13 protein-coding genes are annotated in these 16,309 nt (G+C 53.1%); 9 read left to right on the top strand and 4 right to left on the bottom strand.

The window, feature by feature from the left end; translation table 11 throughout:
• Positions 1-45: 45 nt before the first annotated feature.
• Positions 46-453 carry a histone-like nucleoid-structuring protein H-NS gene (hns, locus tag AC2AXP_RS07665; RefSeq protein WP_004962351.1) on the bottom strand — a complete coding sequence of 136 codons (408 nt, stop codon included), beginning with the start codon at positions 451-453 and terminating at the stop codon, positions 46-48.
• 699 nt (positions 454-1,152) lie between these two features.
• On the opposite strand from hns, the gene AC2AXP_RS07660 reads away from it, so the two are divergent.
• Positions 1,153-1,737 (top strand): thymidine kinase, encoded by a 585-nt coding sequence (locus AC2AXP_RS07660; protein WP_039992053.1) that lies wholly within the window; start codon positions 1,153-1,155, stop codon positions 1,735-1,737.
• A gap of 250 nt (positions 1,738-1,987) precedes the next feature.
• Here AC2AXP_RS07660 and adhE read toward each other — a convergent pair whose 3' ends face one another.
• Positions 1,988-4,660: a bifunctional acetaldehyde-CoA/alcohol dehydrogenase gene (gene adhE, locus AC2AXP_RS07655; protein ID WP_004962358.1), complete on the bottom strand. Its 2,673-nt coding sequence runs from the start codon at positions 4,658-4,660 to the stop codon at positions 1,988-1,990.
• A gap of 502 nt (positions 4,661-5,162) precedes the next feature.
• Here adhE and AC2AXP_RS07650 point away from each other — a divergent pair.
• From AC2AXP_RS07650 to oppF, 7 genes are all read left to right on the top strand, one after another.
• The gene (locus AC2AXP_RS07650) at positions 5,163-5,807 is read left to right on the top strand and encodes a YchE family NAAT transporter (RefSeq protein ID WP_004962365.1); all 645 of its coding nucleotides are present in this window, start codon (positions 5,163-5,165) and stop codon (positions 5,805-5,807) included.
• 785 nt (positions 5,808-6,592) lie between these two features.
• Positions 6,593-8,227, top strand: coding sequence for an ABC transporter substrate-binding protein (locus AC2AXP_RS07645; protein ID WP_004962370.1), 1,635 nt, complete (start codon positions 6,593-6,595; stop codon positions 8,225-8,227).
• Positions 8,228-8,373: 146 nt separating this feature from the next.
• Positions 8,374-10,011: an oligopeptide ABC transporter substrate-binding protein OppA gene (gene oppA, locus AC2AXP_RS07640; RefSeq protein ID WP_198773981.1), complete on the top strand. Its 1,638-nt coding sequence runs from the start codon at positions 8,374-8,376 to the stop codon at positions 10,009-10,011.
• Positions 10,012-10,092: 81 nt separating this feature from the next.
• Positions 10,093-11,013, top strand: a complete 921-nt coding sequence (gene oppB / locus AC2AXP_RS07635) for an oligopeptide ABC transporter permease OppB (protein WP_004962376.1) — start codon at positions 10,093-10,095, stop codon at positions 11,011-11,013.
• A gap of 14 nt (positions 11,014-11,027) precedes the next feature.
• Positions 11,028-11,936, top strand: coding sequence for an oligopeptide ABC transporter permease OppC (oppC, locus tag AC2AXP_RS07630; RefSeq protein WP_004962380.1), 909 nt, complete (start codon positions 11,028-11,030; stop codon positions 11,934-11,936).
• Between the two features lie 11 nt (positions 11,937-11,947).
• The gene (gene oppD / locus AC2AXP_RS07625) at positions 11,948-12,964 is read left to right on the top strand and encodes an ABC transporter ATP-binding protein (protein WP_004962382.1); all 1,017 of its coding nucleotides are present in this window, start codon (positions 11,948-11,950) and stop codon (positions 12,962-12,964) included.
• On the top strand, positions 12,961-13,962 hold the full coding sequence (gene oppF, locus AC2AXP_RS07620; RefSeq protein ID WP_004962386.1) for a murein tripeptide/oligopeptide ABC transporter ATP binding protein OppF: 1,002 nt from the start codon (positions 12,961-12,963) through the stop codon (positions 13,960-13,962). Before oppD ends, oppF begins: the two co-directional genes overlap by 4 nt.
• 59 nt (positions 13,963-14,021) lie before the next feature.
• Here the strand turns inward: oppF and AC2AXP_RS07615 are convergent, their stop codons facing one another.
• Together AC2AXP_RS07615 and cls are read right to left on the bottom strand one after the other, a co-directional pair.
• Positions 14,022-14,345, bottom strand: a complete 324-nt coding sequence (locus tag AC2AXP_RS07615; RefSeq protein WP_004962388.1) for an HI1450 family dsDNA-mimic protein — start codon at positions 14,343-14,345, stop codon at positions 14,022-14,024.
• A gap of 56 nt (positions 14,346-14,401) precedes the next feature.
• Complete coding sequence (gene cls, locus AC2AXP_RS07610; RefSeq protein WP_004962391.1) at positions 14,402-15,862, bottom strand: cardiolipin synthase; 1,461 nt, start codon at positions 15,860-15,862, stop codon at positions 14,402-14,404.
• A gap of 245 nt (positions 15,863-16,107) precedes the next feature.
• On the opposite strand from cls, the gene AC2AXP_RS07605 reads away from it, so the two are divergent.
• The gene (locus AC2AXP_RS07605) at positions 16,108-16,284 is read left to right on the top strand and encodes a YciY family protein (RefSeq protein ID WP_071586710.1); all 177 of its coding nucleotides are present in this window, start codon (positions 16,108-16,110) and stop codon (positions 16,282-16,284) included.
• Positions 16,285-16,309: the final 25 nt, after the last annotated feature.

Here is a 16,309-nt window from a genome sequence, read left to right as displayed (position 1 = left end):
AAAGGCTCCCAATGGGAGCCTTTAAGATGCACGGCAGAAACGCTATTACAGCAGGAAATCGTCCAGCGATTTACCTTGCTCTTCGATAGCTTTCTTAATTACCGCTGGCGTACGGCCTTGGCCAGTCCAGGTTTTCATCTCGCCGTTTTCATCTTTATATTGGTATTTAGCCGGGCGCGCTGCACGCTTGGCTTTACCCGCGGCTTTATTTGCTGCCATGGTTTGCAGCAGTTCGTTAGGATCAATACCGTCTGCAATCAGCATTTCGCGATATTGTTGCAGTTTACGCGTACGCTCTTCGATTTCCGCTTGAGCCTGGCTATCTTCTTCGCGACGTTCGTTCACTACAACTTCCAGTTTTTCAAGCATCTCTTCCAGCGTCTCCAGGCTGCATTCTCTTGCCTGTGCGCGCAGAGTACGGATGTTGTTCAAAATCTTTAATGCTTCGCTCATTGTCCTACTCTCAAATTATATTGGTGGGGGGCGTCTCGATAATAATAGAGTGCTCTTTTCCTTTCTGCAATAGCCAAATTGAGATGGATACTCAAATTTACCATTTAAAAATGCCTTAATCAGAACTGTCCGGGTAATAACATCTACTCCGCCGAGTTTTTACCGTTGGGCTGTTAAGTCAAATTTTCAACAGCACGGCTCGGCATTTTTTTTGCTTAAAAGGCTTTCATCGCAAAGATATAATTGTGTTTTATATGGTTTGTTCGACTGAAATCTGTGGGGTTAATCACGTATATCAACATGCAAACATTGTAAACAATAGGGGTATATTGGTAAAGATAACCGCAAAAGCGGCATGGCGGCAGCGTGTCGATAAAAATCACCTTTGCCGATGATAATTGATTTAAACAGCGGTTATCGACCCACAGGCTATTCAGCGCTGCGCTTTAGCCGCGGGGGAGGATAAAGGATATCTTTAATCATCAGGCTAAATCATTAGCGTTAATTAATGATACTGCGCGCGGGGAGAGTGGAAATAGCGTTGGGACCCTGATTATGGCGCTATATGTTTCATCCGACGGTTGTCAATCTGCACTAAGATTATTGCCGTCGGGATGCTGAGCGTCGAGTAAGCCTATGGTACACTTACTCGCTGAATCGCCCACCTGGATGTTTCTTATCCCATTGGAATTACTGGCTATGGCTCAACTCTATTTTTATTACTCTGCAATGAATGCAGGAAAATCCACCGCCTTGTTGCAATCTTCATATAATTATCAAGAACGTGGTATGCGTACGCTGGTGTTCACCGCCGAGATCGACCACCGTTTTGGCGTGGGCAAGGTCAGTTCACGAATCGGTCTGTCGTCCCAGGCGCAGCTTTATAATAATGAGACAGCGCTGTTCGCCATGATTAACCAGGAACACCAACAACAGCCGGTACACTGCGTGTTACTGGACGAAAGCCAGTTCCTGACCAAGGCGCAGATTGAGCAATTGTGTGATGTTGTCGACCAGTTGGATATCCCGGTGTTGTGTTATGGATTACGTACTGACTTTCTTGGCGAACTGTTTATTGGCAGCCAATATCTGCTGGCCTGGGCGGACAAGCTGGTGGAGTTGAAGACCATCTGTCATTGCGGTCGCAAAGCGAACCGGGTGCTGCGTCTTGACGAAAACGGCCAGGCAATGCAGGCAGGGGAACAGGTGGTTATTGGCGGTAACGAGAGTTACGTTTCGGTCTGCCGCCGCCACTATAAAGAAGCGATGCATGCGCTCGATTAGGTAAACCAGGTTATCGACTCTCCCCACAAACCCGCCTGATGGCGGGTTTTCTGTTGATAGCAAGCTTGGCACTCGTGTGGGGTAGCCGAGCCTGGCGTTGCTGAGGGCCAGGGTGGGCATCAGGCGTCAGGACAATGGTAGCAGGCGGTCCAGGCGCTTGACGCCGCTACCGTCGGTTCTGCTGGCTGTCGGCGTGTGTCAGACATAAAAAAACCCGCCTTTCGGCGGGTTTGTTCATATCAGCATAGCGTTACTTTTTGAGCTTCTTTGCTGCTTTGCTAGCGACCGGTGCAGCCGCTTCCTCAACGTCTTCGAACTCGCTGAATTTGCGGCCGTAGAAGGTATCCAGCATGATTTGTTTCAATTCGGCAATCAGCGGATAACGTGGGTTGGCGCCGGTACATTGGTCGTCAAACGCATCCTCAGACAGCTTGTCGACTTTTGCCAGGAAATCGGCTTCCTGCACGCCAGCTTCGCGAATAGAGGCTGGGATACCGAGTTCGGTTTTGATTTCGTCCAACCAGCCGAGCAGTTTCTCGATTTTCTGGGCGGTACGGTCGCCTGGTGCGCTCAGGCCGAGGTGATCGGCGATTTCAGCGTAGCGGCGGCGTGCCTGCGGACGATCGTACTGGCTAAATGCCGTCTGTTTGGTCGGGTTATCGTTGGCGTTATAGCGAATAACGTTGGAAATCAGCATCGCATTGGCCAAACCGTGCGGAATGTGGAACTCGGAGCCCAGTTTGTGGGCCATCGAGTGACAAACCCCCAGGAAGGCGTTGGCAAAGGCGATACCGGCAATGGTGGCGGCATTGTGAACGCGCTCACGTGCTACCGGGTTCTTCGCGCCTTCTTTGTAGCTGGCTGGGAGATATTCCTTCAGCAGTTTCAACGCTTGCAGTGCCTGGCCGTCGGAGTATTCATTGGCCAGTACCGAAACATAGGCTTCGAGGGCGTGTGTTACTGCATCCAGGCCGCCAAAGGCGCACAGCGATTTCGGCATGTTCATCACCAGGTTGGCATCGACAATCGCCATATCCGGCGTCAGGGCATAGTCTGCCAGTGGATACTTCTGACCGGTTTCATCGTCGGTGACCACGGCAAACGGCGTGACTTCAGAACCGGTACCGGAGGTTGTGGTGATAGCAATCATTTTTGCCTTCACGCCCATTTTCGGGAATTTGTAGATGCGTTTACGGATATCCATAAAGCGCAGCGCCAGATCTTCGAAATGGGTTTCAGGATGCTCGTACAACACCCACATGATTTTGGCGGCATCCATCGGCGAACCGCCGCCCAACGCGATAATCACGTCTGGCTTGAAGGAGTGCATCTGCTCGGCGCCTTTGCGCACGATGCTCAGGGTTGGATCCGCTTCAACTTCAAAGAACACTTCGGTTTCGATGCCATGCGACTTCAGCACGTTGGTGATCTGGTCGGCATAACCGTTGTTGAACAAGAAACGGTCGGTCACGATGAATGCGCGTTTGGCACCGTCGGTAGCCACTTCTTCCAGTGCGATTGGCAGGGAGCCACGACGGAAGTAGATAGATTTCGGAAGTTTATGCCACAACATGTTTTCTGCTCGCTTCGCTACAGTTTTCTTGTTGATCAAGTGTTTTGGACCGACGTTCTCGGAAATGGAGTTACCCCCCCACGAGCCGCAGCCCAGCGTCAGCGATGGCGCCAGTTTGAAGTTGTACAGATCGCCGATCCCGCCTTGTGATGCCGGGGTGTTGATCAGAATACGTGCGGTTTTCATCTTGTCGCCGAAGTAGGCGATGCGTTCCTGCTGGTTGTCCTGGTCGGTATACAGGCAGGAGGTGTGGCCGATACCGCCCATTGCCACCAGTTTTTCTGCTTTGTCGACGGCGTCTTCAAAGTTCTTGGCACGGTACATGGCCAGCGTAGGTGACAGTTTTTCGTGTGCGAACGGCTCGGATTCATCAACCAGTTTCACTTCGCCAATCAGCACCTTGGTGCTGGCTGGAACGGTAATACCGGCCATTTCCGCAATTTTTACCGCCGATTGACCGACGATAGCGGCGTTAAGCCCGCCATTTTTCAAAATGATGTCCTGTACGGCCTTCAGCTCCTTGCCTTGCAGCAGGTAACCGCCGTGGGTAGCGAAGCGCTCGCGTACCGCATCGTAAACCGAGTCCACCACGATAACCGACTGCTCTGAGGCGCAGATAACGCCGCTGTCGAAGGTCTTCGACATCAGAATCGACGCCACGACGCGTTTGATGTCGGCGGTTTCGTCAACCACTACCGGAGTATTACCGGCGCCCACGCCGATGGCCGGTTTGCCGGAACTGTAGGCGGCTTTCACCATACCAGGGCCGCCGGTAGCCAGAATCAGGTTCAAATCCGGGTGGTGCATCAGCTGATTGGACAGCTCGACGGAAGGTTGATCGATCCAGCCGATGATATCTTTTGGCGCGCCCGCAGCGATAGCCGCTTGCAACACGATATCTGCCGCTTTGTTAGTGGCGTTTTTGGCACGTGGATGCGGGGAGAAGATGATGCCGTTACGGGTCTTCAGGCTGATGAGTGCCTTGAAGATTGCGGTGGAAGTCGGGTTGGTTGTCGGGACGATGCCGCAGATCAAGCCAATCGGTTCGGCGATGGTAATGGTACCGAACGTGTCGTCCTCGGACAGCACGCCGCAGGTTTTTTCATCTTTATAGGCGTTATAAATATATTCGGAAGCGAAGTGGTTTTTGATGACCTTGTCTTCAACGATACCCATACCGGATTCTTCGACGGCCATTTTAGCCAGAGGGATACGTGCATCGGCGGCGGCGAGGGCAGCAGCGCGGAAGATCTTGTCAACTTGCTCTTGGGTAAAGTTGGCATATTCGCGCTGGGCTTTTTTGACACGCGCTACAAGCTCGTTCAATTCAGCAACGTTTGTTACAGCCATAGTGCTCTCCTGATAATGTTAAACTCTTTCAGTAAATAAGCCGTGCGAGCAACCAGTATAGTCAATGTTCGGAAGACGTTTGCCAAAAGCAAAGTATTTCCGTTGGTTAGCCTCACTTGCTGCTGATTTGCTTAAAGAGCTTTTCCAGGGCCGGAGCCGGCGATAATGACCTGTTCGCTAAAACTGTCCTACTCCCTGGCTACGACTAAGAGCTTAACTATTCCTGAGTAGTCATTTTGTGATTTAAATCATAAAAAGTGTTGGCTGACACCATTCAGCATGGCTTTGTTGAGAGTGTTTCTCATTTATGTGCCAAGAGGTGTTTTATGCAACAATAAATCACCTTGATGCTTCGTTAATTTAACCTTGATTAAACATTTAATTATCATTGCTGCATCTGCAGAAAAATGCTGTCGCGGCGGATGGATTACCCTGGGTATTTCTATTACATTAGCGCGCGTGGGCGACGTCTCTTTTTACAGCTATTAATGCGGAGTGGTTTGTGGGCCAATCTTTGCTGGATTTTTCCGGCTATATAAAATTCTTTGTCGGTCTGTTTGCGTTGGTCAACCCGGTGGGGATCCTGCCGGTGTTCATCAGTATGACCAGCTATCAGGCGGAAGCGGGGCGCAATAAAACCAACCTGACGGCCAACCTGTCGGTGGCGATCATCTTGTGGACCTCGCTGTTCCTCGGTGAGGGGATCTTGCACCTGTTTGGTATCTCGATTGATTCATTCCGCATTGCCGGCGGAATCCTGGTGGTCACCATCGCCATGTCGATGATCAGCGGTAAACTGGGCGAGGACAAACAGAACAAACAGGAAAAATCAGAGAGCGCCATCCGCGAGAGCATCGGCGTGGTGCCGCTGGCATTACCATTGATGGCCGGGCCGGGGGCGATCAGTTCCACCATCGTCTGGAGTTCGCGTTACCACAGTTGGCAAAACCTGCTTGGTTTTACGCTGGCGATCGCACTGTTTGCCTTCTGTTGTTGGCTGTTGTTTCGAGCGGCACCTTTGTTGGTCCGTTTGCTGGGGCAAACGGGTATTAACGTTATCACGCGCATTATGGGACTGTTATTGATGGCGTTAGGTATCGAATTTATCGTCACCGGCATCAAGGCCATTTTCCCCGGTCTGCTGTAAGCATCTTATTCGTCATCCTCCCGGTTATTTCCTGTTTGACAACCCCGGCCGTTCGAGCGAGCAGCGTCCGGGGATCGCCTTGTCATGCCTGCTCGGCGAACCGCAAATCGACGGTGAAATGCCGCTCATTCCTAAAATTATTTTTAACGTTTAAACTTATTTATCTTCGCGCATTAAATAGGTGCAAATTGTGAGTATTTATTCAGCAAATGCACTATTTTGTGGCATAAATTCCACTTTGCAGCCAATCAAAAGCCATGAGCGTTATTTTAGCGCCTTTAATAGCCGCATATTTGCCCTTTATCCGCGGCTTTAGTGCCATTTTGCTGTTAATTTAGTCACATCATTCTGTAGGGCTTGTCTGACTGCTATCCAGGTGTTATTAGTGATTAATTCCCTATCGGCAGGTGTTTGTTCTTTGAACAGCATGTTTGTTAACTGAATGTTTGTTTCTTGTCGGCGCGCCGGTTTTACCGATGAGTCGCACCGGTTTTTATTTTATTTATTGTTTTATATCAATGGATTGAGGATTGTTTCTTGGGGTTTTACTCCCATGTCCCAATCCGCGCTTCGGCTAATAAAAGAGAATTGCTTAACATTTTCGTAAAAATTATTGGCTAAGGATTTTTGCATCTGCTAATTTCCGAGCAACTTTCCTGACGATAATTTGTGGCGCAGCGAGCAAAGTAGGAACGAATTTTGCTGGGGTTGGTTAATCTCGAATTCCTATAAATATTTCGTACAAATCGTTAAGCCCCGGTGTTGGGCGAAAAGGAGCCTCGACTATGCAGCAAATCTTGAAGCGCACGCCGTTGTCTTGTGTCATTACACTATTGAGCATGGCGGCGCTGCATACCGTGCAGGCGGCGGAAGTTCCGGCCGGCGTTGAACTGGCCGCGCAGCAGAACATCGTGATCAATAACGGTTTGGAAGTTGCTTCATTGGATCCGCATAAAGTCGAAGGCAATCCGGAAAGCAATATCATTCTTAATCTGCTGGAGGGTCTGGTCAGCACCGACGCCAACGGTCACGTGACGGCGGCGGTTGCCGAGCGTTGGGAACAGCGCGATTTCAAGGTATGGACCTTCCATTTGCGCCCGGCGGCGGTGTGGAGTGATGGTTCGCCGGTGACCGCGCAGGATTTCGTTTACAGCTGGCGTCGTTTGGCCGATCCCAAAACCGGCTCGCCTTACGCCAGTTATTTGCAGTACGCCAAGATTGAAAATGCGGATGCCATTCTGAATGGCAAGCAAGCGCCGAAAACGCTGGGCGTCAAGGCGATTGATGAGCATACCTTGCAACTGACATTGAGCGAACCGGTGCCGTACCTGCTCAGCATGTTGACCCATACCTCAATGAAACCGGTCAAACAGTCGGTGGTCGAGAAATATGGCGAAAAATGGACCCTGCCGCAACATTATGTCGGCAATGGCGCCTACCGCCTGAAACAGTGGGTGGTAAACGAACGCATCGTGCTGGAGCGCAACGCAAACTATTGGAACAACAAGGCGACGGTGATTTCACAGGCGACCTTCTTGCCGATTGCCTCGGAAGTCAGTGATGTAAACCGCTATCGCAGCGGCGAGATCGATATTACCAACAGCGCCATTCCACCAACGCTGTTCGGCAAGATGAAACGCGAGGTTCCCGATCAACTGCACGTTAATCCCTACCTATGCACCTTCTATTACGAAATCAACAACCAGCGTGCGCCGTTTACCGACGCTCGGGTGCGGGAAGCGGTAAAATTGACGCTCGATCGCGACATTATCGCCAACAAGATAATGGGACAAGGGCAAATCCCGGCCTACGCCTTTACCCCGAGTTTCACCGACGGGGGGCGCTTCACGCCGCCCGAGTGGGCGGGCTGGACACAGCAGCAACGTAACCAGCGCGCGAAACAGCTGCTGGCTGAAGCCGGGTTCGGCGCCGATAAGCCGCTCAAGTTCAGGTTGCTGTACAACACCTCCGATCAAAACAAGCAGCAGGCGATTGCCGCCGCCTCGATGTGGCAAAAAAACCTTGGCGCCGATGTCACACTGCAAAATCAGGAATGGAAAACCTCGCTGGAAAGCCGCCATCAGGGGCAATTCGACGTGGCACGCGCCACCTGGTGCGGTGATTATAACGAGCCCAGCGCTTTCCTGAATCTGGCGCTATCCGATAGCAGCAATAACACGCTGTTTTATAAAAATGCCCATTTCGATGCGCTGATGGCTGCCAGTTTGCAGGCACCGGATGCGGCGGCGCGGGCGCTGATTTATCAACAGGCGGAAAACCAGCTGGATAAGGATTCGGCGTTGATTCCGGTGTATTACCGCGTCAGCGCGCGTTTGATTAAGCCCTCGGTCGGCGGCTTTACCGGTAAGGATCCGCTGGACTACACCGATGTGAAGAATCTGTACATCATCAAGCAGTAAGGGGTATTACGCCACGACAACAACGTGAGTAATACGGGGAAGGCCGGATGCCGCATTCGTTCCGCGGCGACGGATCAACAGGCCTGACAAATGGGCAACGCGGGTGCACCGATTGGCCTGTGATAATAATAAACTGGAGTAGATCAATGACCAACATCACGAGAAAAACACTACTGGCTGCCGGCATTATGGCCGCGCTGGGCATCACCACCGCCGGCAGTGCGTTTGCCGCGGTGGTGCCGGCAGGGGTACAACTGGCAGAGAAGCAAGAGATCGTCAAGAATAACGGCTCGGAAGTGCAATCGCTGGATCCGCACAAAATCGAAGGGGTACCGGAAAATAACGTCACCCGCGATTTGATTGAAGGTTTGGCCAACAACGGCGTAAACGGTGAAGTCGAACCTGGCGTGGCGGAAAGCTGGGATAATAAAGATTACAAAGTGTGGACCTTCCACCTGCGCAAAGATGCCAAATGGTCAAATGGCCAACCGGTGACGGCGCAAGACTTCGTCTACAGCTGGCAGCGCGTGGTTGATCCGAAAACCGCATCGCCATACGCCAGTTACCTGCAATATGCCCATGTAGAAAACGTTGATGACATTATCGCCGGCAAAAAAGACAAATCGACGCTGGGCGTCAAGGCGATTGACGATCACACCTTCCAGGTTACGCTGACCGAGCCGGTGCCGTATCTGGTTGAAATGACGCCGCACTACGCGATGAAACCGGTGAACAAAGACGCGGTAGAAAAATTTGGCGAAAAATGGACTCTGCCGCAGAACTACGTCAGCAATGGCGCGTATAAATTAAAAGATTGGGTCGTCAACGAACGCATCGTCCTGGAACGTAACCCGGAATATTGGGATAACGCGAAAACCATCATTAATAAAGTCACGTTCCTGCCTATTTCATCGGAAGTTACCGATGTTAACCGCTACCGCACTGGCGAAATCGACATGACCTATAACAACATGCCGATTGAACTGTTCCAGAAGCTGAAAAAAGACATTCCGCAGGAAGTGCATGTGGATCCGTACCTGTGCACTTACTACTACGAGATTAACAACCAGAAAGCGCCATTTACCGATGCGCGAGTGCGCGAAGCGCTGAAACTGGGGCTGGATCGCGACATTATCGTCCACAAGGTGAAAAATCAGGGCGATCTGCCAGCCTACAGCTTTACCCCGCCGTACACCGATGGCGCCAAGCTGACGCCGCCGGAATGGTTCGGCTGGACGCAGGAAAAACGTAACGAAGAAGCGAAGAAACTGCTGGCGGAAGCCGGCTATGGCCCGGACAAGCCGCTGACCTTCAATCTGCTGTATAACACCTCCGATCTGCACAAGAAGCTGGCGATTGCCGCAGCGTCAATCTGGAAGAAGAACCTGGGCGTCAACGTCAAACTGGTCAATCAGGAGTGGAAAACCTTCCTGGATACCCGACATCAGGGTAATTACGACGTTTCGCGTGCCGGCTGGTGTGCCGATTACAATGAGCCGAGCACCTTCCTGAACATGATGCTGTCGGACAGCAGCAGTAATACCCCACATTACAAGAGCGAAACCTTTGACCGCTTGATGACCGACGTGCTGACGGCGAAAACCAAAGAAGAACGCGCCGCGCTGTACCAGAAGGCCGAAGTTCAACTGGACAAGGATTCGGCTATCGTACCGGTCTACTACTACGTCAACGCCCGTCTGGTGAAGCCTTACGTGGGCGGCTATACCGGTAAGGATCCGTTGGACAACGTGTACGACAAAAATCTGTACATCATTAAGCATTGATACGGTGAGGGCCGCGGGCGATTGTCTGCGGTCCAGTCAAAATAATAAGCCGTCATCAGGCTGGAGCACAGGGTTAGGGCAATGCTGAAATTTATACTTCGACGCCTGTTAGAGGCGATCCCGACGTTATTTATCCTTATTACCATTTCATTCTTCATGATGCGTCTGGCTCCCGGCAGCCCGTTCACCGGTGAGCGCGCATTACCGCCGGAAGTGTTGGCAAACATTGAAGCGAAATATCACTTGAATGACCCGATCTGGAAACAGTACGGCCATTATTTATTGCAGCTTTCGCAGGGTGACTTTGGCCCGTCATTTAAATACAAAGATTATTCGGTCAACGATCTGGTTGCCAGTTCATTCCCGGTCTCGGCCAAACTGGGGGCAGCGGCGTTTATTTTGGCAGTGTTGTTTGGCGTGAGCGCCGGGGTTATTGCCGCGCTCAAGCAGAATACCAAATGGGATTATACGGTGATGGGGTTTGCCATGACCGGGGTGGTAATACCCAGCTTTGTGGTGGCGCCGCTATTGGTGCTGGTGTTCGCCATCACCTTGAAATGGTTGCCGGGCGGTGGTTGGAACGGTGGGGCGCTGAAATTCATGATCCTGCCAATGGTGGCGCTGTCGTTGGCGTATATCGCCAGCATCGCGCGTATCACCCGCGGCTCGATGATTGAAGTGCTGCATTCGAACTTTATCCGTACCGCGCGCGCCAAAGGCCTGCCAATGCACCGCATTATCTTCCGCCACGCGCTGAAACCGGCGCTGCTGCCGGTGCTGTCTTATATGGGGCCGGCGTTTGTCGGCATTATCACTGGTTCGATGGTGATTGAAACCATATATGGTCTGCCGGGCATCGGCCAGCTGTTCGTTAATGGCGCATTGAACCGCGATTACTCGCTGGTGCTGAGCCTGACCATTCTGGTCGGCGGCCTGACCATTTTGTTCAATGCGATCGTTGACGTGCTATATGCCGTTATCGATCCGAAAATTCGTTATTAAGCTGGAGCACGCCAATGATGTTGACTAAAAAGAACAGCGAAGCTCTGGAGCATTTCAGCGAAAAGCTGGAAGTGGAAGGGCGTAGCCTATGGCAAGACGCACGTCGTCGTTTCATACACAACCGGGCGGCGGTCGGCAGCCTGTTCGTGCTGGCACTGATCACGCTATTCGTGATCGTGGCGCCCTGGCTGTCACAATTTACCTATGACGATACCGATTGGGCGATGATGTCGGCTGCGCCGAGCATCGAGTCTGGCCACTATTTCGGTACCGACTCCTCTGGCCGTGACCTGTTGGTGCGAGTGGCAATCGGCGGGCGCATTTCGTTGATGGTCGGGGTAGCCGCGGCGATGGTGGCCGTGATCGTCGGCACGCTGTACGGCTCGCTTTCCGGCTACCTGGGCGGCAAGACCGACTCGGTGATGATGCGTTTGCTCGAGATCCTCAACTCCTTCCCGTTCATGTTCTTCGTCATCCTGCTGGTGACCTTTTTTGGCCAGAATATCCTGTTGATCTTCGTGGCGATCGGTATGGTGTCGTGGCTGGACATGGCGCGTATCGTGCGCGGACAAACGCTGAGCCTCAAGCGTAAGGAATTTATTGAAGCGGCGCTGGTGGGCGGGGTATCAACCCGTAATATCGTGCTGCGCCATATCGTGCCGAACGTACTGGGGGTAGTGGTGGTGTATGCGTCGCTGCTGGTGCCAAGCATGATCCTGTTCGAATCGTTTCTCAGCTTCCTGGGGCTGGGCACGCAGGAACCGCTGAGCAGCTGGGGGGCGTTATTGAGCGACGGCGCCAACTCGATGGAAGTTTCACCGTGGTTGCTGATGTTCCCGGCCGGCTTCCTGGTTGTCACTCTGTTTTGTTTCAACTTTATCGGCGATGGTCTGCGTGATGCCCTCGACCCGAAAGATCGTTAAGGAGTGCCACCATGAGCACCATTGAAAACCCGCAACTGCAAACCCGGGACACGGCGGCAACTCCGCTGCTGCTGGATGTGCAGGATCTGCGCGTCACCTTCGCCACACCGGACGGCGATGTGACGGCGGTCAACGACCTGAACTTTGATCTGCGCGCCGGCGAAACGCTGGGTATCGTCGGTGAATCCGGCTCCGGCAAATCACAGACGGCATTCGCGCTGATGGGATTGTTGGCCAGCAATGGCCGCATCGACGGCTCCGCCAGGTTCAACGGCCGTGAAATACTCAATCTGCCGGAAAACCAGCTCAACAAGCTGCGGGCAGAAGAAATCTCGATGATCTTTCAGGATCCGATGACTTCGCTCAATCCGTACATGCGCGTCGGCGAACAGCTGATGGAAGTGCTGATGTTGCATAAGAACATGAGCAAAAGCGCAGCGTTCGAAGAGTCGGTACGAATGCTTGATGCGGTGAAAATGCCGGAGGCGCGTAAGCGCATGCGTATGTATCCACACGAGTTTTCCGGTGGTATGCGTCAGCGTGTAATGATTGCCATGGCGTTGCTGTGCCGGCCAAAACTGCTGATTGCCGATGAACCGACCACCGCATTGGACGTTACGGTGCAGGCGCAGATCATGACGTTGCTAAACGATCTGAAACGTGAATTCAACACCGCCATTATCATGATCACCCACGATCTGGGCGTGGTGGCCGGTATCTGTAACAAGGTTCTGGTGATGTATGCCGGTCGTACCATGGAGTACGGCAGCGCGCGCGATGTGTTTTATCACCCGAGCCATCCGTACTCGATTGGGCTGCTTAATGCGGTGCCGCGCCTGGATGCGGAAGGCGAATCCTTGATGACCATTCCCGGTAATCCGCCCAATCTGCTGCGCTTGCCGAAAGGTTGCCCGTTCCAGCCGCGTTGTCCGTATGCCATGGAACAGTGCGCCAGTGCTCCGCCGTTGGAGCAATTTGGCGAAGGGCGCTTGCGCGCCTGCTTCAAACCGCGGGAGGCGTTGGTATGAATACTGCAACCGACAAGAAAGTTCTGCTTGAGGTCGCCGATCTGAAGGTGCACTTCGACATTCATGATGACAAACAGTGGTTCTGGCAGCCGCCGAAAACGCTAAAGGCAGTTGACGGCGTGACGCTGCGCCTGTTCGAAGGGGAAACGCTGGGCGTGGTGGGGGAATCCGGTTGCGGCAAGTCAACGTTCGCCCGTGCGCTGATCGGCCTGGTAAAAGCCACCAGCGGCAAGGTGGCATGGCTGGGCAAGGATCTGCTCGGGATGAACGACGCTGACTGGCGTAAAACCCGCAGCGATATTCAGATGATTTTTCAGGATCCGCTGGCATCGCTCAATCCGCGGATGACCATTGGCGAAATCATCGCCGAGCCGTTGCGTACCTACTATCCGAAGATGCCGCGCCAGGAAGTAAAGGACAAGGTCAAGGCGATGATGTTAAAGGTCGGGCTGTTGCCGAACCTGATCAACCGTTATCCGCATGAGTTCTCCGGTGGCCAGTGCCAGCGTATTGGCATCGCGCGAGCCTTGATACTGGAACCGAAACTGGTGATTTGCGATGAGCCGGTTTCTGCCCTCGATGTATCGATCCAGGCGCAGGTGGTGAATCTGTTGCAGCAGCTGCAGCGTGAAATGGGTCTGTCATTGATCTTTATCGCTCATGACCTGGCGGTGGTGAAGCATATTTCCGACCGGGTGCTGGTGATGTATCTTGGCCACGCGGTGGAACTGGGCACCTACGATGAGGTATATCAGAACCCGCAACATCCTTACACCAAGGCGCTGATGTCGGCGGTGCCGATCCCCGATCCGGACAAGGAGCAGGTCAAGCAGATCCAACTGCTGGAGGGGGAGTTGCCGTCACCGATCAATCCGCCGTCCGGCTGTGTATTCCGCACCCGTTGTCCGATTGCCGGGCCGGAGTGCGCCAAAACGCGGCCGCTGCTGGAGGGTAGCTTCCGGCATGCGGTGTCGTGCCTGAAGGTCGATCCGCTGTAACCCGCAGCTAAAAACAAAAAACCTGCCCATCGGCAGGTTTTTTTATGCGCCAGCGGCGATCATTCTTTCCACAGAATGTGACACAGCTTGTGATCTTTTTCACGGCAGATCAATACGCGGGCGTACACATCGTTGATCGGTTCGCCGTCGGCGTCAGCCAGGCCGATAACCACTTCGGCAAAGAAATCCGGATTCAGATCGTAATCGACGTGTTCCTGCCAGTCTTCAGCCGGGTCGTACAGTTCTGCACCGCCGCGTTCTTCAAACTGTAGATTGAACAGCAGAATATCCGCCGGATCCAGATTGTCGCCGGCCAGCTCCAGGAATATGTCATATGCCTGTTCCAGCGTTTCGTCTTCAGTAAGGCGGTTATTCAAATCCATAAAAAAATCCCGATAACAAATGATTTGGCGTTATTAAACCACGCCCGCCATGCCATTTACAGCAGCGGACTGAAAAAGTAAAACAGTCGTTCGACAATACGATGCCAAAACGGCCGCTTGAGCCACTGCCGGGCTTCCAGCAGCCTGGAGCGGGCGATGTAATCATCCTGTACGCAAGCCAGATCGCTGCCGAAACCGTCATCGTCAATCACCAGGGTGATTTCAAAATTCAGCCACAGGCTGCGCATATCGAGGTTCACCGTGCCGACCAGGCTCAGTTGGCCGTCGACCAGCACGCTTTTGGTATGCAGCAGGCCGCCTTCGAATTGGTAAATCTTTACCCCGGCTTCGAGCAACTCGGAAAAGAACGCGCGGCTGGCCCAGCGTACCATCATCGAATCATTGTCGCGCGGCACGATAATGCTGACCTCGACGCCGCGCAGCGCGGCGGTGCATATGGCGTGCAGCAAGTCATCGCTCGGGACGAAATAGGGGGTGGTCATGATCAACTGCTCACGGGCGGAGTACACCGCGGTCAGCAACGCCTGATGGATCATTTCCTCCGGGAAACCTGGTCCGGAGGCGATCACCTGAATGGTGTGGCCGCTTTCCTGCTCAAACGGCATGATGTTCATGTCCGGCGGCGGCGGTAGAATGCGCCGGCCGGTTTCAATCTCCCAATCGCAGGCGTAGACAATTCCCATGGTGGTGGCTACCGGGCCTTCCATACGCGCCATCAGATCAATCCATTGGCCAACGCCGGCATCCTGTTTGAAGTAACGCGGATCGACCATATTCATACTGCCGGTATAGGCAATATAGTTGTCAATCAGCACCACTTTACGGTGCTGGCGTAAATCCATACGACGCAGGAAAACGCGCAGCAGGTTGACCTTCAGCGCTTCGACCACCTCAATGCCGGCGTTGCGCATCATGCCGGGATAGGGGCTACGGAAGAACTGCACGCTGCCGGCGGAGTCCAGCAACACACGACAATGAACCCCACGGCGCGCAGCGGCCATCAAGGATTCGGCGACCTGATCGACCAGACCGCCCGGTTGCCAGATGTAGAACACCATTTCGATGTTGTGACGAGCCAGTTCGATATCACGGATCAGCGCCTTCAACGTGGAGTCGGTGGTGGTCAGTAACTGCAACTGATTGCCCTTGACGCCGTCGATGCCCTGGCGGCGATCGCAGAGTTGAAACAGTGGACGTGCCACTTCGCTGTATTCGGTGGCGAAAATTCGCCGACTTTCTTTTAATTCATTAAGCCAGCGGGCGGTCGATGGCCACATGGCCTTGGCGCGCTCGGCCCGCCGTTTACCCAGGTGTAATTCACCAAACGATAAATAAGCGACGATGCCGACCAACGGCAGAATGTAGATAATCAGCAACCACGCCATGGCAGAAGGCACCGCGCGACGCTTCATCAAAATACGCAGCGTGACACCGGCAATGAGCAGCCAGTAGCCGAATACCATGAGCCAACTGATTACGGTATAAAATGTTGTCATAAAGGCGAAAAATCCCGTTCGCAAACCACCAACGATGAGTGTACGCACAGAACGGAAAAGGGGAAACCTTTTCCCAACGGTTAAGTGACATAAATGTGATTGCCTTAAGGCACTTGGCGAAAGCAAAAACGTTACTTTTGTTTCTATTGGCAACGGCGAGACTGAGCGACGTCCGACTTGGATCGTCGACAGAAAGGTCTATAATGCCGGCGGTTGGTATCGAAAGCAGAAGTGGCGAAGTAATTATGAGACGCAGTAGAAATGAAGTAGGTCGTTGGCGCATGTTGCGACAGAGTCAACGCCGTAGGCACCGCTGGCTGGAGCGTCAGTCATGTCATTACCGGCATATTATTCGCGTGCGGCGGCGATTGGACGATCAGCACCGCCGGGCGTTACTGTTTACCGTATCCTGCGAATGGTAAGACTAAAACAGTCCCTGCGGGGACT

The sequence above is a fragment of the Serratia sp. Sp408 genome (genome assembly GCF_057180665.1).
Note: the sequence above shows the minus strand (reverse complement) of the source record. Positions and strands in the feature narration are given on the sequence as shown.